We start from the raw sequence: 19900 nt of genomic DNA, 5'->3' as shown, positions 1-19900 counted from the left end.
CCCGCCGCCGCGCGTACCGTTACGGCCTCCGCACGACCTCACCACCGGCTCACCACGAATGCGCCGGGTTGACGCCTCCGGTACACCCCGACCGGAAGAGCAAAAGGAACACATCACCCGCAATCCGGGCAATAATTCCGGCCCGTAGCGTCTCCCGATGGACGGGGAAGGATCACCAACAACCCCAAAAGGGGAGCCTTGCTGAATTTCCGTCAGATGCCAAAAACAGAACAGAACGACATGGACGTCACCCCATCGCGTGGTGATAAGATCGCCAAGCTTGCCAAGCGGTGCCAAACCCGCTATGGCATAAAGGAAAAGTCAGCGCATCGGCCCAGAATTCCGCCACCCCGGGGGAGAACTATGCCATCAGCCGGGCCTTCAAGGCAGTCCGGCAGGCTAGTATGCGCCGACCCATCCCCGTAATCAGTGACCGCGATATGTCTGTGAACGCGAGATCACTCGAACGTAGAGAGTCTTATGACGCAATACTTCCAGGATCCAGCGCTTTGGGGTCTGATCGCTGGTACTCCTGTAGCCGCGACCGCGATCATTCGCGGAAGAAAATCGATCGCCGAGCTACGGAAGGAGAAGCAGGAGCTCAAGGCTCATTACGCCACCCTTGAGGACCATTACGCGGAGGCCGTGGAAGAGGCCAAGGACAGGGCGGAAGAAGCCACCAAGACCGCGCTGAAGTCCGCCATGCGGACACTCCAGGGTCTCGCCAGTGAACAGCAGCTGGCCATCACCAAACTTCAGGACAAGTACGGCGAACTCCAGATTCTCCAGGACCTCCTGGACATCGACCACATGAATTCGCAGTTCGCCCGGCGTGCGCAGTCCATCGCCGTGCTCTGCGACGGCTGGCTCGGCCGGCAGCGCGACGCGGCCTCGCTGTACGACGTGGTCCGCAGCGCGAAGGGCCGTATCCGCCACTTCACCCGGGTCGAGATCCGGGCCCAGAGTAATTTCGCCATTGTCAGCCGGGCCGTCGAGCCGGTCGCGCTCACTCTCGCCGAACTGCTGGACAACGCCACCAGTTACTCGGCGCCGGAAACAGTGATCGAGATCAACATCCGGCCCGTGCCCAAGGGCGTCTGCATCATCGTCGATGACGCCGGTGTCGGCATGAACGAGGAAGAGAAGGCCAGGGCGGCCAAGCTCCTGTCGAGCGAACGCTCCCCCGGCGTCTCCGGTCTCGGCAATCCGCCGCAGTTCGGCTTCACCGTGATCGGCGTGCTCGCCGCTCGCTACGGCTTCACCGTGTCCGTGGATTCCACGTCGCCCTACGGCGGTGTGCGCGCGGTGGTGCTGCTCCCCGACGAGCTCCTCACCGCCATGCCAGAGCCGGCGCCCGAGCCCAAGCCCGAGCCGAAGGAGTTCCCCGCTGTGGCCGCGTCCTCCCCGATGCCGCCCGAGGAGAATCCGGTGGCTCCCCCGACCACATTCGGCGGGCTCCCGAAACGCCGCCGGAGAGGCGCGATATCCATCGTGCCGACGTCCGACGCTTCGGAAGCCCCGGCTCGCTCCAGCGAACAAGCCGCTTCCGTCATGGGCGCGTTCCAGCGGGGTACGCAGTCGGGCCGCCGTTCCACCAACGCAAGCAGCGAAGGGCATGAGACTCAGTGAATTACGACCTGTCATGGATGCTTGACAGTGCCCTTGAAGTGCCCGAAGCACGGCACGCGATCCTTGTCTCGGCCGATGGCCTGCTCATGGCCCGCTCGAAAGATGTCGGCAAGGATCACGCCGACACCGTCGCCGCGGCGATGAGCGGTATGCAGTCGCTGAGCCGTACGGTCGCCGACTTCTGCGGCGGGCCGCCGAGCAATCGGCCGCAGTGGCGTCAGACGCTGGTCGAGTTCGACCACGGCTGGGTCTTTCTCATCTCCGCCGGCGAGGGCGCCTATCTCGCCGTTTCCGCGTCGCCCGAGGTCGACATGGCCGAGATCACCTTCCGTATGCAGCAGCTCGTCGGCCAGCTCGGCAAATCCCTGACCAGTCCCCCTCGCGAGATTGCTGATACCAAGGCATGACCACATCAGATGAGCCGGATCAGGAACCAGTAGCCCCGCAATTAGTGCGACCGTATGTCATCACCAACGGCCGCAACCTGCTCGGTGACCACGAGTTCTCCTTGATCACTCTGGTCACGGCGGCCGAGGACATACCCAGAACGGGGACTCTCGATCCTGAGAAGCGCCGTCTGCTGGAGCTGTGTTCGGGAGGCTATCTCTCGGTCGCCGAAATAGTCGGACACTCTCATCTTCCCGTGGGTGTCGTCAAAATCCTGCTGTCCGACCTCACGGAGGAGGGGTATCTCTTCACACGCGCCCCCATACCTGCCGCGAAACTCGTCGACCGGCAAATACTTGAGGAGGTGCTGAATGGCCTTCAAGCCCGCTTTGGATGACGGTGTCTATCTGCGCGAATCAGTGCAGACCGCTGCGAAGATCCTGGTGGTCGGGCATTTCGCCGTGGGCAAGACGACATTCATCGGGACCATGTCCGAGATCCCGCCGCTGCGTACCGAAGAACTGATGACGCAGGCCGGCGAGGGAATCGACGACCTCAAGGGCACGACCGGCAAGACCACGACGACGGTGGCCATGGACTTCGGCCGCCTCACACTCAGCGACAGGCTGGTCCTCTACCTCTTCGGCACACCCGGACAGCAGCGCTTCGTCCAGGTGTGGGAAGACATGTCCCGAGGCGCCCTCGGGGCCTTGGTGCTGGTGGATCCCGAGCGCCTCGAAGAGTCCTTCCCCGTGATGGACCTCGTCGAACACTACGGAATTCCCTACACCATAGCGGTAAATCGATTCGACCCCACATCGACCCATGAGGACGAGGAAATCCGGGAGGCACTCGACCTGCTCCCCGAGACGCCCCTCGTCAACTGTGACGCGCGGGACCAGCGGTCATCAGCGAACGCGCTCATCGTCCTCGTCCGTTACCTCCAGTCACGCCTTCGCTAGGAGCTCGGCATGCAATCTCATTCGGAATTCCAGGCCCCGCCACCTGGCTGCCCGGCGCACAACAGCGGTTTGCGCGTGCCTCTGCACGGTCCCGAATTCGCTGCCGACCCGGACGCCTTCTACGAGCACATGCGGCAGTACGGCCCCGCCGCGCCGGTGGAGTTGGCCCCCGGTGTGGAGGCCTCGCTCGTCACGGACTACGCGGCGGCGCTCCATGTGCTGCAGAACCCCGAGGCGTTCGCCCGGGACTCGCGCCGCTGGCGCGCGCTGAACGAGGGCCGGGTGCCCCTCGACAGCCCCGTGCTGCCCATGATGATGTACCGGCCGAACCCGATGTTCACCGACGGCGCCGAGCACTTGAGGCTCCGTCTGGCCGTGACGGAGAGTCTGGCCAGGATCGACACGCACCGGGTGACCCGGCATGTCGAGCGCGTCGCGGCGTATCTCATCAGTCAGTTCAGCGGCCGCGGCAAGGCCGATCTGATCGGCGACTACGCGCAGGTGCTGCCGCTGCTGGTGTTCAACGACCTCTTCGGCTGCCCGGCCGAGATCGGTGACCGGCTGGTCTTCGGGTTCTCCGGCATCTTCGACGGCATCGACGCGGAGAAGGCGAACGAGGTCCTGTTCGAGTCGCTGAACGAACTGGTCGCGCTCAAGCGGGCCCAGCCCGGCGAGGACGTCACGTCCTGGCTGATGCAGCATCCGGTCCGGCTCACCGACGAGGAGATGATCCATCAGCTCCTGCTCCTCATCGGGGCGGGCACGGAGCCGCTGTCGAATCTCATCGCCAACTCGCTGCGGGTGCTGCTCTCCGACGACAAGTACGCCGACGGACCGCACTCGTCCGGCCTGCTGGTCGAGGACGCCATCAACGACGTGCTGTGGAACAGCACCCCCATCGCCAACTACGCGGCGCACTACCCGCTGTACGACGTCGATCTCAACGGCAGCAAGCTGGACGCCGGTGACCCCGTACTCATCAGCTTCGCCGCCGCCAACACCGACCCGAGCCTGTCCGTGAGCCGTCAGACGCTCAGCAAGCGGGCGCATCTGGCCTGGGGCGCCGGCCCGCACGCCTGCCCGGCGAAGGACCCGGCGCTGCTCATCTCCGTACTGGCCATCGAGAAGCTGCTCAACGGCCTGCCGGACATCGAGCTCGCGGTGCCGGCGGAGACGCTGCTCTCCCGGCCCGGTCCGTTCCACCGGGCGCTGAGCGCGCTTCCGGCCCGTTTCACCCCGGTACGGAAAGAGAAGTCGGAATCCGTCCCGTATCCGGCGAACAACGCGCGTCCCGCCGCACACGCCCCCGCGCAGCACCGGGGGAAGCAGCAGAAGGGTAGCTTCTGGAGCGGATTCCTCGCCTGGTGGAAGGTGTGAGATCCGCAACAAAGCGGGGTCATTTACCTTCGCATGAACGTTCAACCGCAGGGGTAGACAGGGTGGGCGAATCTTACGTGATCCCCTGAAAAGGAGTCGCCGTGGAGCCCTCCCTGACTACCTCGTCCGTAGATCGACGCGCCGTAGTCTCGATATTTTCCCGTCTGCGCACATCCAGTGGCCAGTCAAATCCATTGCCGCTCTACGCAGAACTCAGAGCGATGGGAGATATCATCCCCGCTCCCTGGGGCGGGCATCTGGTGACCTCCTACAACCTCTGTGACCAGGTACTACGGAACAAGACCTGGCAGGTTCCCGACAGCGAGTGGCGCGCCAGGCAGGGCGCGGCAACCCGCTGGAACGCCTCCTCTTCGCGGGAAATGGGAAAGACTCTGCCCGCACTGAATCCGCCGCACCACACGCGGGTGCGGCGGTCGGTCGGGAACACCTTCGACCGTAAGTCTCTGGCGAATTCCAAGGGTTCGGTCGAGAAGGCCACGGAACAATTGCTCGACCGGCTCACCGAGAAATTGCGGAGCGGTCGGGCCGATTTCAGTTCGCTGGTCAGCGATGAATTGCCCATCATGACGATCGGCGAATGGCTCGGCCTGCCGCCGTCCGATTACCACCGGCTCCGTTCACTCACCCGCGATCAGGTGTTCTCGCAGGAATTGCTGCCGACGCCGAGTCAGCTCGCGCTGTCGGACGCCGCCACCGCTGAATTGCGCGAATATTTCACGGCCCTGGTACGCGAACGCCGCCGCGCGCCGGGCGACGATCCGGTCTCGGAGTGGCTGCGGACCTGGGACGCTCTCGAAGCCGACCGGGAGACGGCCGACGAGGCCGTCTACTTCCTCTCGTTCCTCTTCCTCCTGGCCGCGCCGGAGACGACGGCGACGCTCCTCTCCCACATGGTGTGGCTCCTGCTGAAGCACCCGCGCCAGCTGAGCTGGCTGCGCACGCATCCCGAGCACATACCGGGCGCCGTCGAGGAGGTGCTCCGCTACGACTCGCCGAACCATGTGGTCAGCAGGGTCGCCGGCGAGGACACCACCCTGGGCGGCGCGTATGTCCAGCGTGACCAGATGGTGCATCTCATGGTCGGCGTCGCCAACCACGACCCGGAGCAGCACACCGAGCCGGAGCTCTTCGACGTACGGCGCAAGGCCGCGCACCTCAGCTTCAGCGGCGGGATCCACTACTGCATCGGCGCGCCGCTGGCCCGGCTGGAGGCGACGACCCTGCTCGCGTCCCTGCTGAGGCGGCTGCCCGATCTCCGTCTCGACGGGGATCCCGTCTGGGCACCCCGCGTGGGCTTCCGGCGGATTACGGAACTCCCGGTGACCAGGGCCTGACCTGCTGTCAGGGCCATAAAGGGACGTAGCACAGTGGGAACTGACGCCAATTCAGGGAAGCTTGTGATGGAAGAGTTCAAGGCACTCCGGGTCATTCAGGAAGGGCCCGTGCTGCGGGTGGAGCTGAACTCCCCCGAGACCGGCAATGCCGTGTCGGGGACGCTTCTGGACGAACTGCTCTCCGTACTGGGCGCCCTTCAGGACGACCCCGGAATCCGGGTGTTGATCCTCTCCGGCGCGGGAAAAGACTTCTGCCTCGGCGGCGACCGCGCGGAATTCGCCGAATTCCTGGCCGCGGACCCCAGCGGGGCGAGCCTTCGCGTCCTGGGCAGGAAAGCACGCCGGGTCTGCGACGCGCTCGCGACGGCCGATGTGGTCACCATCGCCCGGCTGCACGGCGGTGTCATAGGCGCGGGGCTCGCTCTCGCCGTGTTCTGCGATCTGAGGGCAGGGGCGGGCGACTGCCGTTTCCGTATGCCCGAACTCGCTCTGGGTATGCCTCCGGCCTGGGGAGGAGCCCTGCCGCGGCTGATGCAGGAGGCGGGCGCGGCCAGGGTCCGCGAGCTGCTGCTGACCGGTGACAATTTCGACGCGGCGACGGCGGTGGAGCTGTCCGTCCTGCACAAGGCCGTCCCGGTGGAAGAACTCGACGACGCTGTCCAGCAGTGGGTGAGGCCGATGGTCCGCAGGTCCCCGGCGGCGCTGCGGACCGCCAAGGTGATGCTGAACGCGTACGGGGGCGCGAACCGTCTCGCGGACACAACCCTCCTCGACCCGGAGCTGATGACCTCGGCGCTGACAGCGGCGGCGGCTGCCACCCGCTATCGCTGACGCCCGCGGACCGGTGGCGCCGGCGAATCAGAGCGGATTCAGCCGGCCGCGCCCGTGAAGTGCTCCCGTATCAGCGACTGCACCACCGGCAGGTCCCGCGCCATCAACGCGTCCAGCAGCGCCGAGTGTTCTGCCGCGTCCGCGACCAGATCGGCACGGCGTACGGCCGGGGCGCTGACCAGCGGCCACTGCGAGCGGCGGTGCAAATCGTCAGCCACCATGACCAGTTGCCGGTTGCCCGAGAGAGCGAGCAGCGCGCGGTGGAAGGCACGGTCGCTCTCCGCGTACGCCGCGCGGTCCCCGACAGCGGCGGCGGCGCCGGTCGCCTCCGCCAACGGGGCCAGTTCCGCCCATTGTTCAGCGGACACGGTACGGGCCAGCCGCAGCATCACCGGCACTTCGAGCAGGGCGCGCACCTCGGCCAGCTCGGCCAGTTCACGGGCGCTGCGCTCGATGACGCGGAAGCCGCGGTTGAGCACGACCTCGACGGCACCCTCCAGCACGAGCCGTTGCATGGCCTCGCGCACCGGAGTGGCGGAGACACCGAAGCGCTCGCCGAGCACAGGGGCGGAGTAGACCTCACCGGGCGCCAGCTCACCGCTGACGAGCGCGGTACGCAGGGCGTCGAGGATCTGTCCGCGTACGGAATGACGGCGTACCGGCGGCTCACCGTGCGTGTGCTCGCCGCGCACCTGCTCCGGCACCCGCCGGGACCCGGGGGCCGCCGCCTCGGACGTTCCCGACGCCCCGGACGTCTCCGGCGCGTACGGCCGCGGCACGGCGGCGTCGCGCGCTCTGCCCTGTTCCACTCGGGTCCACCTCCTTCGCAGTGCACGATAGGCCGACCGGACCGCAGTTCAAACCCCGATCACGTCGGGTAAGGTAAGGCTTACCTGCAAACGATCCCGATTCGGTGGTCCCCTGCATGACCCTGCCCACGCTGCTGCCCGGCCTCCTCGCCTCGCCCGTGACGGACGCGTACGCCCGTCTCGCCGAGGTGTTCCCCGCGCTGCGCATCGACCAGCTCACCGGGAGTGAGCGGCCTCCGGCCGATGGCGGCTGGGTGAGCGCGGCGGATCTGGCCGCCGGGGGCGCGGCCCTCGACGCGTTCCTCGCCTGGGACGAGGCGCGGGTGCGGCGGGACTACGGGCAGGAGGCGCGCCCCGATGTGGTCGCCGGCTTCGCCTTCCACCGGTACGCCTGGCCGGCCTGTCTGCTGATGACCGTGCCCTGGTTCCTGCACCGCAGGGTGCCCCGGCTGCCCGTCGAGGCCGTCTCCTTCCAGCGGGCGCTGGGCCGGATGACCGTACGGATCGATGAGTTCGCCTGTCTGCCGGACGACCCCGCCGCGACACGGCCCGGCGCCCGCGTCGTCCCGGACGAGGAGGCCCTGCGCGCCGAGGTACGGGCGGCCGTCGCCGATCATCTCGCACCGGTCCTCGACGGCTTCGCCCCGCGGATGCGGCGCGGCCGGCGGGCGCTGTGGGGGATGGCGACCGACGAGATCGTCGAGGGCCTCTGGTACATCGCCCATCTGCTGGGCGAGGAGCGCCACGCGATGGCGGAGCTGGAGCGGCTGATGCCGGGCACGACCGCGCCGTATGTCGGTACGGCGGGTTTCCGTGAGCTGACCGGACCGGACGGCGAATCTTTGCCGACCCGTGACCGGGCCAGTTGCTGCCTTTTCTACACGCTGCGGCCCGAGGACACCTGTGTCACCTGTCCTCGTACCTGCGACAACGACCGGGTTCGTAAGCTCGCCGTGGGCGCCTGACCCCACGTCACCCTCGGTCTCACGCCACCCGCAGGGGTGATATTAATCGAACATGACAGCCACCTGCCGAACGGCGGTGTCAGCCGTTTGTGCCTCTTCACGTGCTGCTCCGCCTCGTTGGTGTTCTCTTGTCCCGAAACCCCCTGAGCGTCACCGCACTTACGCCAAAATGGCGTCCCAAACGCCCTACTGCGATGCAAGGAACACCGCATGCGACTGACAGACATATCGCTGAACTGGCTGCTTCCCGGCGTCGTCCTGCTCGTCGGAGTCCTGGTGGCGGCGGCGGTGTTCGCGCGCGGCAAGCGCGCGGCTGACAAGGCCGCACCCGTCGAGGATTCCTGGGAACGCAGCGAGGAGCGCCGCAGAAGGAAGGAAGCGATCTACGGCATCGCCTCCTACGCACTCCTCTTCTGCTGCGCGGCGGTCGCCGCCGCGCTCTCGTTCAAGGGCCTGGTCGGCTTCGGCCAGGAGAACCTCGGTCTCAGCGGCGGCTGGGAGTATCTCGTCCCGTTCGGTCTCGACGGCGCGGCGATGTTCTGCTCCGTGCTCGCGGTGCGCGAGGCCAGCCACGGCGACGCGGCCCTCGGCTCGCGGCTGCTGGTGTGGACGTTCGCCGGTGCCGCCGCCTGGTTCAACTGGGTGCACGCGCCCACGGGCCTCGGCCACGAAGGCGCCCCGCAGTTCTTCTCCGGCATGTCCCTCTCGGCCGCGGTCCTGTTCGACCGCGCGCTGAAGCAGACCCGCCGTGCGGCGCTGCGCGAGCAGGGTCTCGTCCCCCGTCCGCTGCCGCAGATCCGGATCGTGCGATGGCTGCGGGCACCCCGTGAGACCTTCGGCGCCTGGTCGCTGATGCTGCTCGAAGGCGTCCGTACGCTGGACGAGGCGGTCGACGAGGTACGCGAGGACCGTCGCCAGAAGGAGCACAACCGGCACCGTCGGCGGGAGCAGGAGAAGCTGGACCGCGCGCAGATCAAGGCGCTCAACCGTCAGCACCGGGCTTGGGGCCGGGCGCGTGGCGGCCGTCAGGTGGCCCTTCCCGCGGTGAACTCGGGTTCGGGCTCGCCGCCGGCCGTCGAAGCCGCCGCGGAGCCTGCCATAGTGGAGCCCGGCCAGCTCAACCAGCACTCCCGGCTCTCCCTTCAGCCCGTGAAGGCCAGTGAGCCCCCTCGTACGGTGGACCTGACCGCGGAGGACGACACCATGGCGCTGCCCAGGCTCGACTCCCTGGAGCGCAAACTCAAGGATCTGGAGAAGCAGTTCGGCTGACGCGGGCCGCTCGGCCGACGCGCTCGATCGGGCTGACGCGCTTGGTCGGACTGGCGCGCACGGCCGGGCCGACGCGACCTCGGGGGAACAGCACTCGGACCGGTGTGACGGACTGCCGTCGCGCCGGTCCGCTGTTCTCTCCGGCCCCGCGCCGTCCTTCACCGCCCTTACGCCGCCTCGCCGTTGAGCTCGAACCAGACCACCTTGCCCACCGGCCTCGCCCGTATCCCCCAGTCGTCCGCGAGGCTCCTGACCAGCGCGAGCCCCCTGCCGTGCGTGGCGTCGTCGGGCACCGGCCGCTCCGGCGCGGGCGGCGTCGGCACACCCGCGACGAAGTCCCGTACCTCCACGCGCAGCCGGGAGTCCGCGATGGTCGCCGTGACCACGGCACCGTCGTCCGTGTGCACCAGCGCGTTCGTGACCAGCTCGCTGATCAGCAGCTCCGCCACCGCCGCCGAGTCCCTCTCCTGCCAATGGCGCAGCATCTCCCGTAGCGCGTGGCGTACTTCGGGGACGGCCGCGAGATCGGCGCCCCCCACTCTGCGCCGCAGACCTCTCATCACTCTGTCCCCCCGCTCATGACGTCCCTCTCCCCGCTGCTCCGGACCGGCCCCACGCTCGAATGTGTACAGGAGATGCATTCCCCACCCGGAATGGACCACTCATGGTGTTCATCACCTGATCGCCGCAGTAGGGGCAGACGGCGCGCGACGGGAGCACGACGGGTGCGCGAGGACTGCCCGGGGAAGTGAGGGGGGAGTGAAACCGCGCGAGCCGATCCCGAGGAGCGAGGAGCACCGATGCACGACGACCGATCCCTGGTGGAAGGGCGACTGGAGCGGGCGCTGCGCCAGTTCATCCGTCCCGCGCAGTACGCGGCCCGGGAGCCGCTCTCGCTCTCCGTCTGGCACGCGCCGGGCGAGCCGGTGCCGGTGGGGCAGGCGCTCCAGGGCTCCTACGAGCCGTTCACGACGGGTACGGAGTGGGGCTCGCCCTGGTCCACCAGCTGGTTCCGGCTGGAGGGCGTGGTCCCCGAGTCCTGGGACGGGCGGGCCGTCGAGGTGGTCATCGACCCGGGATTCACCGGTGAGGGGCCCGGCTTCCAGGCCGAGGGGCTGGTGTACGACGCCGCGGGCGTGCCGCTCAAGGGCATCCATCCGCGCAACCGGCACATCCCCGTCGCCGCGCCCGCGGCCGGCGGCGAGCCCGTCCAGCTGCTGCTGGAGGCGGCCGCCAACCCGGCCGTCCTGCATGACTTCGAGCCGACGCTCCTCGGTGACGTACCGACCGCGGGCGACCGTCCCCTCTACCGCTTCGCCGCCGCCGACCTGGCCGTTCTGGACGAGGAGGTCTGGCATCTGATCCTCGATGTCGAGGTGCTCACGGAGCTGATGCGCGAGCTGCCCACGGACCGCTCACGGCGCCATGAGATCCTGCGCGCCCTGGAGTCCATGCTCGACGCGCTCGATCTGCACGATGTGGCGGGCACGGCCGCCGCCGCGCGAGGTGAGCTGACGGAGGCGCTCTCCCGGCCCGCGTCCCCGAGTGCCCACCGGATCTCGGCGGCGGGGCACGCCCATATCGACTCGGCCTGGCTGTGGCCGCTGCGCGAGACCGTACGGAAGGCGTCGCGGACCTTCGCCAATGTCACGGCGCTCGCCGCCGACTACCCGGAGCTGGTCTTCGCCTGCTCGCAGGCGCAGCAGTACGCCTGGGTGCGGGACCACCAGCCGCACATCTGGGAGCGGATCAAGCAGAGTGTGGCGGACGGGACCTGGGCGCCGGTGGGCTCCATGTGGGTGGAGTCGGACGCCAATATGCCCGGCGGTGAGGCGCTGGCCCGGCAGATCGTGCACGGCAAGCGCTTCTTCCTGGAGGAGCTGGGCGTCGAGACGGAGGAGATCTGGCTGCCCGACTCCTTCGGATACACGGCGGCCTTCCCGCAGTTGGCGAAGCTCGCCGGGGTGAAGTGGTTCCTCACCCAGAAGCTCTCCTGGAACCAGTCCAACAAGATGCCGCACCACTCCTTCTGGTGGGAGGGCATCGACGGCACGCGCGTCTTCACCCACTTCCCGCCGGTCGACACCTACAACTCGCAGTTCCATGGCTCCGAACTGGCCCACGCGGAGCGGAACTTCGCCGAGAAGGGGCGGGCGTCCCGGTCGCTGGTGCCGTTCGGCTGGGGTGACGGCGGTGGCGGCCCCACCCGCGAGATGATGGAGCGGGCACGGCGGCTGAAGTCCCTGGAGGGCTCGCCGCGGGTCGAGATCGAGCACCCGGCGGCCTTCTTCGCGGCGGCCGAGGAGGAGTACGGCGACAAGGCCCCGGTCTGGTCGGGCGAGTTGTATCTGGAGCTGCACCGCGCCACGTACACCACCCAGGCCAAGACCAAGCAGGGCAACCGGCGCGCCGAACATCTGCTGCGGGAGGCCGAGTTGTGGGCGACGGCGGCGGCGCTGCACGCGGGTGGCCGCGCCGCTCCGTACGCGTATCCGTACGAGGAGCTGGACCGGATCTGGAAGACGGTGCTGCTGCACCAGTTCCATGACATCCTGCCGGGCTCGTCGATCGCCTGGGTGCACCGCGAGGCGCGCGCGACCTATGCGGCGGTACGGGACGAGCTGACGGGCCTCATCGGGGACGCCCTGGCGGCGCTGGGCGGCGACAACAGCGCGGTGGGGGTGTGGAACGCGGCCCCGTTCGCCCGGCGCGATGTCATCGCGGCCCGCGCCTCGGACGTGGCGGAGGGCGTGCTGACCCAGCCGCTGTCCGACGGGGAGGTACTCGCCCCGGCCCTGGTCAGGGCGGTGGCGCCGGGCACGTTCACCCCGCTCGCGCCGGCCCCCGTGACGGCCGTGTCGGCGAACGGTGGCTTCACGCTGCGCAATCAGCAGCTGGAGGTGGTCATCGACGCGGACGGCCTGCTGGCCTCCGTACGCGATCTCGTCGCGGGCCGCGAGGTGCTGGCGCCCGGCGGCCGGGGCAATCTGCTGCAACTGCACCCCGACCACCCCAATCAGTGGGACGCCTGGGACATCGACCGGCACTACCGGCGCCGGCACACCGATCTGACCGACGCGGACTCCGTCGAGCTGATCGAGGAGGGGCCGCTGAGGGCGGCGGTACGGGTGGTGCGGACGTTCGGGGCGTCCCGGATCACGCAGGAGATCCGGCTCACCGCCGACACCCGGCGCGTCGACATCGTCACCGAGGTCGACTGGCAGGAGTCGGAGAAGGTCCTCAAGGCCGCGTTCCCGCTCGACGTACACGCCGAACGGTCCACCGCCGAGGTGCAGTTCGGCCATGTGCACCGGGCGACGCACGACAACACCGGCTGGGACGCCGCCCGGTTCGAGATCTGCGCGCACCGCTGGCTGCGGGTCGCGGAGCCCGGCTACGGCGTCGCGGTGCTCAACGACTCGACCTACGGACACGATGTGACCCGGGCGCCGCACGCGGACGGGCTCGGCACGACCGTACGGCTGACGCTGCTGCGCGCCCCGCACAGCCCGGACCCGGAGACCGATCTGGGCACGCACCGCTTCCGCTACGCCCTGCTGCCCGGCGGGACGGTGGAGGAGACCGTACGGGAGGGTCTGGCGCTCAATCTGCCGCTGCGCGTGGCACCGGCGCCGGAGCAGCTGCCGCTGGTGAACGTCGACCACCCGGCGGTGACCGTGGAGGCGGTCAAGCTCGCCGAGGACCGGAGCGGGGATGTGATCGTACGGCTCTACGAGTCGGCCGGCGGCCGGGCCGAGGCGACGCTGCGGGTCGGCTTCCCGGTAATCGGCGCGCGGGTGACGGATCTGCTGGAACGGCCGCTGCACGACGCGGAGACGGACGAGGAGGGGCTGCGGCTGCGGCTGCGGCCGTTCCAGATCCTGACGCTGCGGCTCACGCCCGCGTAGAGCGCGTCGGCGAGTGAGACACAGGGGGCGCGCCCGCGCAGGGCGCGCCCCCGAGGCGTACCGAGCCGCGAGAGATCAGGGCCGGGGCATGTTCCGGAGGTTGGAGCGTGCCATCTGGACCATGCGGCCCACTCCCCCGTCCAGGACGATCTTGCTGGCCGAGAGCGCGAAGCCCGTCACCATGTCGGCGCTGATCTTCGGTGGGATGGACAGCGCGTTCGGGTCGGTGACGACATCGACCAGCGCCGGGCCCTTGTGCTTGAAGGCGTCCTTGAGCGCGCCCGCGAGCTGCCGGGGCTTCTCCACCCGTTCCCCGTAGGCGCCGGCGGCGCGGGCGATGGCGGCGAAGTCCGGGTTGTGGTTGGTCGTGCCGTACGACGGGAGCCCGGCCACCATCATCTCCAGCTCCACCATGCCCAGCGAGGAGTTGTTGAACAGAACGATCTTCACCGGCAGGTCGTACTGGACGAGGGTGAGGAAGTCGCCCATCAGCATGGAGAATCCGCCGTCCCCGGACATCGAGACGACCTGCCGCTTCCGGTCGGTGAACTGCGCTCCGATGGCCTGCGGCAGCGCGTTCGCCATCGAGCCGTGGCTGAACGAGCCGATGACACGGCGCCGTCCGTTCGGCGTGAGGTAGCGGGCCGCCCAGACATTGCACATGCCGGTGTCGACGGTGAACACGGCGTCCGCGTCGGCGACTTCGTCCAGCACGGAGGCGACGTACTCGGGGTGGATCGGGACATGCTTCTCGACCTTGCGGGTGTACGCCTTGACCACGCCCTCCAGCGCGTCGGCGTGCTTCTTCAGCATCTTGTCGAGGAACGAGCGATCCGTCTTGACCCGTACGCGCGGCGTCAGACAGGTCAGGGTCTCGCGGACATCCCCCCAGACGGCGAGGTCCAGCTTCGAGCGGCGGCCGAGGCGTTCCGGCCTGATGTCGACCTGGACGATCTTGACATGGTCCGGCAGGAAGGCGTTGTACGGGAAGTCCGTGCCGAGCAGGATCAGCAGATCGCACTGGTTGGTGGCCTCGTAGGCGGCGCCGTAGCCGAGCAGTCCGCTCATCCCGACGTCGTACGGATTGTCGTACTGGATCCACTCCTTGCCCCGTAGGGCGTGCCCGACAGGGGACTTGACGCGCTCGGCGAACTCCATCACCTGGGCATGCGCGCCGGCCGTGCCGCTGCCGCAGAAGAGGGTGATCCGGTCCGCCTCGTCGATCATGCGGGCGAGCGTGTCGATCTCCGCGTCGCCGGGGCGTACGGACGGCCGGGAGGTGACGAGCGCGTGCTCCTCCGCCTTGTCGGGGGCGGGCGCGGAGGCGATGTCGCCGGGCAGGGTGACCACGCTGACGCCGCTCTGTCCGATGGCGTGCTGGATCGCCGTCTGGACCAGGCGCGGCATCTGTTTCGGGCTGGAGATCATCTCGTTGTAGTGGCTGCACTCGCGGAACAGCAGATCCGGGTGGGTCTCCTGGAAGTAGCCGAGGCCGATCTCGCTGGACGGGATGTGGGAGGCGAGGGCGAGGACGGGCGCCATGGAGCGGTGGGCGTCGTAGAGGCCGTTGATGAGATGCAGATTGCCGGGGCCGCAGGAGCCGGCGCAGGCCGCCAGCCTGCCGGTGATCTGGGCCTCGGCGCCGGCCGCGAAGGCGGCGGTCTCCTCGTGCCTGACCTGGATCCAGTCGATCGCGCGGGTACGGCGGATGGCGTCGACCACGGGGTTGAGGCTGTCCCCGACGACTCCGTACAGCCGCTGGACGCCGGCCTTGACGAGGAGGTCGACGAACTGTTCCGCCACGCTCTGCTTGGCCATGGATGCGCACCCTTTCCGGTGGACCGCCGGGGCCCCGCCGGTGAGGGCCCGCTCCGTCCGGACGTACTCGTCCGGCCCTGTCCGGTGTCCATCAACCCATGCCGGGCGCGGTTACGCCTCCCAGACGCCGACCGCCGTGCGGTCGTCGGCGTAACCCTTCACCCTCAGTCCGGTGTCCGCGAGGAATCCGGCGAGACCCGGTGGGGCGGCCGGGCCCCACCGGTCGGCCAGTTCACGGGCGAGCGCGGGCTCGCCGCGCAGCGGTTCCGACAGCCCGGTGCTGCACAGCAGGAGGGTGTCGCCGGGCCGGGCGACCGAGGCGCGGAACCGGAACGGCTCGGGCGGCGGCGGAGGCGGCTCTTCGGCGTACGGGGACGGGGCGTGCGGGGAGGTGCCGTGCGGCGAGGTGGCATACGGGGACGGGGGTTTCGTGATCGCCAGATCCATCGTCAGCCGGTCGCCCCCGGGCGTCTCGGCGGGCGGGGAACCGAAACCGGTCACGGGCGGGCCGGTGGACGCGGCGGGCTCGGCGAGGGGCGGCTCCAGGTCCTGCCACGCGCCGTCCCTGAGCCGGAAGAGGCCGCCGTCGCCGACCCCGAAGAACACGCGCGTGCGGCAGTCGGGATCGGCGGAGAGCAGCAGACAGCGCAGGCCGGCGGTGTACTGCCCCGGGGGCAGCCCCAGTTCGGCGGCGCGGGCCCGGAGCCTGCCGAACACCCGGTCGGTCAGCCGGTGCAGCCCGGACTTGAGGTCGCCCCTGCGGCCCGCCCGTATGTCCGCGGAGAGGCCCCCGTGACTGCGCCCGACGGCGCCGCCGATCCACCGGCACACCTCCGCCGCGGCGCGAGGGGGTCCTTCGGCGGCGCGGGCGCCACTGGCGACGGCGACGAGGACGAGCGCGTCGGCGCCGTCCCCGAAGCGGGCGGTCAGCAGGGCGTCGCGGCGTGGTTCGCCGCGGTAGCGCGCGGAGTCGCCCCGCACGGACATGGCGCGCAGGGTGTACGTCCCGTAGCGCGCGCCGTCGAGGACGGTGTCGGCGACGATCTCGTCCAGCCGGTCGGCGTGCGCGGCGGGCAGGGCGGCGGGCTCGGGATCGTACGTGGGCGGCCTGTCGCCCACGTGGGTGACGCGGACAGACGGGACAGACGAGACAGACGGGGCGGGCGTGGCGGGCGGACCGGGCGTGGCGGCGGGCTCACGGGGCGTGGGGCTTACGGGAGTTGGCCGCCGCGGGTCCGGAGGCCGGGGCGAGGGCGTCGGCGGAGACGGGGGCGGGGGCGGGGGCGACTCTGCGGTGGCGCCCGGCAGCGGTATCGCGTCGCCGGGCTCGTACGGAACGGCCGGCTCCCATGGCTCCCACGGCTCCCCGGCGACGGGGCTCTGCGACCGGGGCTGCTCCGGAGCCACGGCGTCCGCCACCCGGCCCATGGCGTCCGGCGCCGAGTCCACCCCCGCGCCCGCCACCGCGTCCGCCGCCGAGTCGAAGCGGTCGTCGAGCGTGTCACCCGCCGCCGGGTCGGGTCCGGTGTCCGGCGTGGACTCGTCGTACAGCCGGGCCCACCAGTCGCCGCCGGCCGGCCTCTCCCCCTGCTGGCTCATGACCCTATTGTCGACCGCGCCGGGGGCGCGAAAACGGGGCGCCGGGAAAAAGAGCGAGAGAAACACGGAGTCCGCCGGGCGACCCCACCCCCCACGGGAAGGACGCCCGGCGGACATTCACAGATTCGAGCAGAGCCGGTCACGCATACCCACGGGGAATATGACCGGGTCTGTTGCAGCTGTGATGGCGCCACCTTGGCAGACAGACGGCCTGTACAGGGATGATGGGTGCGGCGGGTTTACGCCGTGGCCGGTTTCCGCCACGGCGCCGTGGCGGAAAAGTGCGGCCGGGGAGGCCGCGCGGGTGTCCAGGGAGGGGTTGGCAGGGATGCTGGGAGCGATAGGTCTCGACGAGAGACAGGAGTCCGCGTACCGCGCGCTGGTGGCGATCGGCGCGGCGGAAGTGGCGGATCTGGCCCATCGGCTCGCACTCCCCGAGCCGGACACCGAACGGGCCCTGCGCCGGCTGGAGCGGCAGGGCCTGGCCGCGCAGTCCTCGTCCCGTACCGGACGGTGGGTCGCCGCGCCGCCCGCCGTCGCGCTCGGCGCGCTCCTCACCCAGCACCGCCATGAGCTGGAACAGGCCGAACTGGCCGCCGTACTGCTCGCGGAGGAGTACCGCGCGGAGGCCACCGAGCCGGCGGTGCACGATCTGATCGAGGTGGTGACGGGCGCGAGCGCCGTGGCCCACCGGTTCCGCCAGTTGCAGCTGGGCGCCAGTGAGGAGGTCTGTGCCCTGGTCACCGGCCGGCCGGTGGTCGTGACCGGGATGGAGAACGAGGCCGAGGAGCGGGCGGCCGCGCGCGGGGTCGCGTACCGGGTGGTGCTCGAACGCGAGGTGCTCTCGCTGCCCGCCGGCATCACCGAACTCTCCGCCGCGCTCGGCCGCGACGAGCAGGTCCGGGTGACCGAGCGGGTGCCGACGAAGCTGGTGGTGGCGGACCGCGCCCTGGCCATGGTGCCGCTGACGGGCCGTGAGGCCGGACCGGCGGCCCTGGTCGTGCACGCCAGCGGACTGCTGGAGTCGCTGATGGAGCTGTTCGAGGTGGTGTGGCGCGAGGCGTTGCCGCTCAGGCTCGGCGCGGACGGCGCGGTCACGGAGCTGGGCCTGCCCGGCCCTGACGCCACCGATCTGGAGATCCTGTCCCTGCTGCTCGCCGGCATGACGGACGCGAGCGTGGCCAAACAGCTGGATCTGGGGCTGCGCACCGTACAGCGCCGGGTGAAGGGGCTGATGGAGCTGACCGGGGTGACGACCCGTCTCCAGCTGGGCTGGCACGCCTACGAGAGGGGCTGGGTGGCACGCGGCCACCGGCCCTGAGCCCGGCCGTCACACGGAGTCCGGGCCGGGGTGGACGAGGCCGGGGTGAACGGTGCCGGGGTGGACGGTGTCGTGCACGCGGTGACCGGTGTCCTCCGCGCGGAGACGCAGATGCCGCGTCGCGTAGGACCGCCACGGCCGCCACGCCTCGTCGTCCCCCTCCCCCTCGGGCGCCACATCGGGATCGCCCAGCGCCCGCATCCGGATCAGCGCCGCCGTACCGCGGGTCACTCCGGGCACGGTCAGCAGGGCCCGTTCGGCCTCGTCGCGGTCCGCTCCCGGGTCGAGCCGTACGGTGCCGTCGGCGAGCGCGGCGGCGAGCGGGCCCGCCACCGGGTCGTCGCGCAGCGCCGCCGGCTCGGGGAACAGCCGGTCGAGCCGGCCGCAGGGGCGGTCCACGGGCTCGCCGTACCGCTCGACGAGCCGCCCGGCCGCCGCGTGGCCGACGAGCGCGCGCAGCGCGTACTCCTCCGGTTCGGCGGCGCCCGGCGAGCGCAGCCCCGGCCGGGCCGCGACGAGCGGGGCGAGCCGCGGGTCGGCGCCGAGGCGCTCGTCCACGGCGTACGGATCGGCGTCGAGGTCGAAGAGCCGGCGCAGCCGCTGTACGGCGGTGGTGAGGTCGCGCAGCTCGGTGAGGTGGATCCGCGCCTCCAGCCAGCCGCTCCGGGCGCGTGCGTCGCGTGGGTCGCCGGCCGGCCGGGCCTCGTCCACGGAGACGAAGCCGGGGCCGTGCGGCAGCCGTAGCGTACGGCGGTAGGTGCGGGCGCCGGGTGCGCCGGTCACCTCTTCCGTGTGCGGGAGCGCTTCCCGGGCGAGGAGGTCGAAGACCTCGCGCGCGGCGTACGGGCCTCGGTGGGCGAGCCGCAGGGGGATGCCGGTGAGACGCGGCAGGTCGGTACGGCATGCCGCGTCCGGGGAGAGCGCCGGGGCCGGATCCGGGGCCCTCGTGAGGGTGCGGGTGCCCGCCCCGGCCACGGCTCGCGCCCCGGTACCCGTCCCCGTCCCCGACTCGGCGCGCAGCGCGCTGGGGGTACGGGCGTAGATCTGCCGGATCGTGTCGTTGAACTGGCGCACGCTCGCGAAGCCGGCCGCGAACGCGATCTCCGTGACCGGCAGCCCGGTCGTCTGGAGCAACACCCGCGCCGTGTGCGCCCGCTGGGCACGGGCGAGGGCGACGGGCCCGGCGCCCAGCTCGGCGGTGAGCTGGCGCTGCACCTGCCGGGCGCTGTAGCCGAGGCGCCCGGCCAGCCCCGGCACCCCTTCCCGGTCCACGATCCCGTCACCGATCATCCGCATCGCGCGGCCGACGACATCGGCGCGTACGTTCCACTCCGCGGAGCCGGGCACGGCGTCCGGCCTGCACCGGCGGCAGGCACGGAAGCCGTGGCCCTGGGCGGCGGCCGCGGTCGGGTAGAACCGTACGTTCTTCCGCTTCGGGGTCACGGCGGGGCAGCTCGGCCGACAGTAGATCCCGGTCGTCTCGACGGCGAAGAAGAACGCGCCGTCGAACCGCGCGTCGCGGCTGGCGACCGCCTCGTATCTCGTCTCCTCGTCCATCACGGTTTCCAGTGTGCGACGGCCGGCCCCACCGGACTGGCGGATTTCGGACGCCGCATTCCGGGCGCCCCGCGGCCCCGGGGCGTACGGGCGCCGGGCGTACGGCCGTACGC

Annotated in this window: 16 protein-coding genes; 11 read left to right on the top strand and 5 right to left on the bottom strand. The window is 70.3% G+C overall.

What is annotated here, in order from left to right; genetic code table 11:
• Nucleotides 1-480 precede the first annotated feature (480 nt).
• The 7 genes from ACFRKB_RS36665 to ACFRKB_RS36635 all read left to right on the top strand — a co-directional run bounded on the left by ACFRKB_RS36665 (nucleotide 481) and on the right by ACFRKB_RS36635 (nucleotide 6541).
• A complete protein-coding gene (locus ACFRKB_RS36665) occupies nucleotides 481-1629 on the top strand; it encodes an ATP-binding protein (protein ID WP_383110939.1) in 1149 nt (382 codons plus the stop codon).
• The gene (locus ACFRKB_RS36660) at nucleotides 1626-2036 is read left to right on the top strand and encodes a roadblock/LC7 domain-containing protein (RefSeq protein ID WP_365972983.1); all 411 of its coding nucleotides are present in this window, start codon (nucleotides 1626-1628) and stop codon (nucleotides 2034-2036) included. The genes ACFRKB_RS36665 and ACFRKB_RS36660 overlap by 4 nt, the downstream gene beginning before the upstream one ends.
• Nucleotides 2033-2413: a DUF742 domain-containing protein gene (locus ACFRKB_RS36655; protein WP_383110938.1), complete on the top strand. Its 381-nt coding sequence runs from the start codon at nucleotides 2033-2035 to the stop codon at nucleotides 2411-2413. Before ACFRKB_RS36660 ends, ACFRKB_RS36655 begins: the two co-directional genes overlap by 4 nt.
• On the top strand, nucleotides 2388-2978 hold the full coding sequence (locus ACFRKB_RS36650) for a GTP-binding protein (RefSeq protein ID WP_365972981.1): 591 nt from the start codon (nucleotides 2388-2390) through the stop codon (nucleotides 2976-2978). The genes ACFRKB_RS36655 and ACFRKB_RS36650 overlap by 26 nt, the downstream gene beginning before the upstream one ends.
• 9 nt (nucleotides 2979-2987) lie before the next feature.
• Entirely contained in the window at nucleotides 2988-4355 is a 1368-nt protein-coding gene (locus tag ACFRKB_RS36645) for a cytochrome P450 (protein WP_383110937.1), read from the top strand.
• Nucleotides 4356-4576: 221 nt separating this feature from the next.
• Entirely contained in the window at nucleotides 4577-5710 is a 1134-nt protein-coding gene (locus ACFRKB_RS36640) for a cytochrome P450 (RefSeq protein ID WP_383110936.1), read from the top strand.
• Nucleotides 5711-5773: 63 nt separating this feature from the next.
• Nucleotides 5774-6541, top strand: coding sequence for an enoyl-CoA hydratase/isomerase family protein (locus ACFRKB_RS36635; RefSeq protein ID WP_383110935.1), 768 nt, complete (start codon nucleotides 5774-5776; stop codon nucleotides 6539-6541).
• 38 nt (nucleotides 6542-6579) lie between these two features.
• Here the strand turns inward: ACFRKB_RS36635 and ACFRKB_RS36630 are convergent, their stop codons facing one another.
• Nucleotides 6580-7350 carry a GntR family transcriptional regulator gene (locus ACFRKB_RS36630; protein ID WP_383110934.1) on the bottom strand — a complete coding sequence of 257 codons (771 nt, stop codon included), beginning with the start codon at nucleotides 7348-7350 and terminating at the stop codon, nucleotides 6580-6582.
• 116 nt (nucleotides 7351-7466) lie between these two features.
• Here ACFRKB_RS36630 and ACFRKB_RS36625 point away from each other — a divergent pair, with 116 nt between their 5' ends.
• Nucleotides 7467-8315 (top strand): (2Fe-2S)-binding protein, encoded by an 849-nt coding sequence (locus ACFRKB_RS36625; RefSeq protein WP_383110933.1) that lies wholly within the window; start codon nucleotides 7467-7469, stop codon nucleotides 8313-8315.
• 210 nt (nucleotides 8316-8525) lie between these two features.
• Nucleotides 8526-9584 (top strand): DUF2637 domain-containing protein, encoded by a 1059-nt coding sequence (locus ACFRKB_RS36620; RefSeq protein ID WP_383110932.1) that lies wholly within the window; start codon nucleotides 8526-8528, stop codon nucleotides 9582-9584.
• A 167-nt stretch (nucleotides 9585-9751) separates the two neighbouring features.
• Here the strand turns inward: ACFRKB_RS36620 and ACFRKB_RS36615 are convergent, their stop codons facing one another.
• On the bottom strand, nucleotides 9752-10144 hold the full coding sequence (locus ACFRKB_RS36615; RefSeq protein WP_193563969.1) for an ATP-binding protein: 393 nt from the start codon (nucleotides 10142-10144) through the stop codon (nucleotides 9752-9754).
• A gap of 240 nt (nucleotides 10145-10384) precedes the next feature.
• Between ACFRKB_RS36615 and ACFRKB_RS36610 the strand changes: the two genes are divergently transcribed.
• On the top strand, nucleotides 10385-13492 hold the full coding sequence (locus ACFRKB_RS36610; RefSeq protein WP_383110931.1) for an alpha-mannosidase: 3108 nt from the start codon (nucleotides 10385-10387) through the stop codon (nucleotides 13490-13492).
• A 75-nt stretch (nucleotides 13493-13567) separates the two neighbouring features.
• Here ACFRKB_RS36610 and ACFRKB_RS36605 read toward each other — a convergent pair whose 3' ends face one another.
• Together ACFRKB_RS36605 and ACFRKB_RS36600 are read right to left on the bottom strand one after the other, a co-directional pair.
• On the bottom strand, nucleotides 13568-15310 hold the full coding sequence (locus ACFRKB_RS36605) for a pyruvate dehydrogenase (RefSeq protein WP_383110930.1): 1743 nt from the start codon (nucleotides 15308-15310) through the stop codon (nucleotides 13568-13570).
• Between the two features lie 111 nt (nucleotides 15311-15421).
• Nucleotides 15422-16909, bottom strand: coding sequence for a protein phosphatase 2C domain-containing protein (locus tag ACFRKB_RS36600; RefSeq protein ID WP_383110929.1), 1488 nt, complete (start codon nucleotides 16907-16909; stop codon nucleotides 15422-15424).
• 328 nt (nucleotides 16910-17237) lie between these two features.
• On the opposite strand from ACFRKB_RS36600, the gene ACFRKB_RS36595 reads away from it, so the two are divergent.
• Entirely contained in the window at nucleotides 17238-18230 is a 993-nt protein-coding gene (locus ACFRKB_RS36595; protein ID WP_383110928.1) for a helix-turn-helix domain-containing protein, read from the top strand.
• Between the two features lie 9 nt (nucleotides 18231-18239).
• Here ACFRKB_RS36595 and ACFRKB_RS36590 read toward each other — a convergent pair whose 3' ends face one another.
• Nucleotides 18240-19787: a bifunctional transcriptional activator/DNA repair enzyme AdaA gene (locus tag ACFRKB_RS36590; RefSeq protein WP_383110958.1), complete on the bottom strand. Its 1548-nt coding sequence runs from the start codon at nucleotides 19785-19787 to the stop codon at nucleotides 18240-18242.
• Nucleotides 19788-19900: the final 113 nt, after the last annotated feature.

This window comes from Streptomyces scopuliridis (genome assembly GCF_042790125.1).
Classification (GTDB): domain Bacteria; phylum Actinomycetota; class Actinomycetes; order Streptomycetales; family Streptomycetaceae; genus Streptomyces; species Streptomyces scopuliridis_A.
Note: the sequence above shows the minus strand (reverse complement) of the source record. Positions and strands in the feature narration are given on the sequence as shown.

Coding starts and splice junctions, on each gene's coding strand:
- ACFRKB_RS36655 (WP_383110938.1), top strand. CDS start 2,033: ATGACCACATCAGATGAGCCGGATCAGGAACCAGTAGCCCCGCAATTA.
- ACFRKB_RS36645 (WP_383110937.1), top strand. CDS start 2,988: ATGCAATCTCATTCGGAATTCCAGGCCCCGCCACCTGGCTGCCCGGCG.
- ACFRKB_RS36650 (WP_365972981.1), top strand. CDS start 2,388: ATGGCCTTCAAGCCCGCTTTGGATGACGGTGTCTATCTGCGCGAATCA.
- ACFRKB_RS36605 (WP_383110930.1), bottom strand. CDS start 15,310: ATGGCCAAGCAGAGCGTGGCGGAACAGTTCGTCGACCTCCTCGTCAAG.
- ACFRKB_RS36590 (WP_383110958.1), bottom strand. CDS start 19,787: ATGGACGAGGAGACGAGATACGAGGCGGTCGCCAGCCGCGACGCGCGG.
- ACFRKB_RS36640 (WP_383110936.1), top strand. CDS start 4,577: ATGGGAGATATCATCCCCGCTCCCTGGGGCGGGCATCTGGTGACCTCC.
- ACFRKB_RS36610 (WP_383110931.1), top strand. CDS start 10,385: ATGCACGACGACCGATCCCTGGTGGAAGGGCGACTGGAGCGGGCGCTG.
- ACFRKB_RS36665 (WP_383110939.1), top strand. CDS start 481: ATGACGCAATACTTCCAGGATCCAGCGCTTTGGGGTCTGATCGCTGGT.
- ACFRKB_RS36595 (WP_383110928.1), top strand. CDS start 17,238: ATGCTGGGAGCGATAGGTCTCGACGAGAGACAGGAGTCCGCGTACCGC.
- ACFRKB_RS36625 (WP_383110933.1), top strand. CDS start 7,467: ATGACCCTGCCCACGCTGCTGCCCGGCCTCCTCGCCTCGCCCGTGACG.
- ACFRKB_RS36615 (WP_193563969.1), bottom strand. CDS start 10,144: ATGAGAGGTCTGCGGCGCAGAGTGGGGGGCGCCGATCTCGCGGCCGTC.
- ACFRKB_RS36620 (WP_383110932.1), top strand. CDS start 8,526: ATGCGACTGACAGACATATCGCTGAACTGGCTGCTTCCCGGCGTCGTC.
- ACFRKB_RS36600 (WP_383110929.1), bottom strand. CDS start 16,909: ATGAGCCAGCAGGGGGAGAGGCCGGCCGGCGGCGACTGGTGGGCCCGG.